The 797-nt window shown below is 72.4% G+C and carries 1 protein-coding gene; it reads left to right on the top strand.

Translation table 11 applies throughout. The features are described 5' to 3' along the window. Positions 1-8: 8 nt before the first annotated feature. Positions 9-797: AraC family transcriptional regulator (locus tag MOX02_RS30835; protein WP_244948470.1), on the top strand; the 789-nt coding region annotated here is incomplete at its 3' end.

The raw sequence follows: 797 nt of genomic DNA, 5'->3' as shown, positions 1-797 counted from the left end.
TCGGCCTCATGGCTGAAGCGGGCCTCAATCCCCGCCTCGTCGGCCGCAGCAGCAAGCCCGTTCCGTTCACGACCGTCGGACGCCTGATCGCCCTGGCGGCCGAGCGCACCCGCTGCCCTCATCTCGGACTGCTGGTCGGGCAGCGAACCACCCTGGCCTCGCTCGGCCTTCTCGGCGGGCTGCTGCGCAACTGCGCCTCGGTGGGTGAGGCCCTGCGGGCCCTGGAAGCGCATGCCTGCGTGCGCGACCGGGGAGCGGTGGTCGGTCTCGGTGTGCACGTCGACATCGCCGTCCTCAGCTACGCCCCGCATGAGCCTGAGGCCGAGGGCGCTGCCCTGCATCTGGAGCGGGCGCTCGCCACGCTGACCACCCTCCTGCGCGGGCTGTGCGGGCCTGACTGGGCGCCGCTGGAGGTGCTGCTGCCGCGCTCCGCCCCGCACGACACAGCCCCCTACGCGGCCTTCTTCAAGGGACCGGTCCGCTTCGATCAAGAGGCGGCCGCCCTGGTGTTCCCGGCCGCCCTCCTGGAGCAGCCGATCGCGGGGGCGGATCCGGCGCTGCGCCAGAGGGTGGAGCACCGCATCCGCCGGCTTGAGGCCGCTCAGCCTTCCACGCTGACGGACAAGCTTCGCGAGTACCTCCAGACCGCCGTGACCCGGCAGCGCTGCAAGGCCGAGCGCGTGGCGCGGCTGAAGCTGGTGAACCGCCGCACCCTGAGCCGTCGCCTGAGGGCCGAGGGCACGAGCTTCCGCCGTCTTGCCAACGAGGCGCAGTTCCGCGTGGCGAAGCAATTGCTG

Origin of the sequence: Methylobacterium oxalidis (genome assembly GCF_007992195.1) — a bacterium.
Taxonomy (GTDB): Bacteria; Pseudomonadota; Alphaproteobacteria; order Rhizobiales; family Beijerinckiaceae; genus Methylobacterium; species Methylobacterium oxalidis.
The sequence above is the reverse complement of the archived record's forward strand: the minus strand, read 5'-3'. Positions and strand labels throughout refer to the sequence as shown.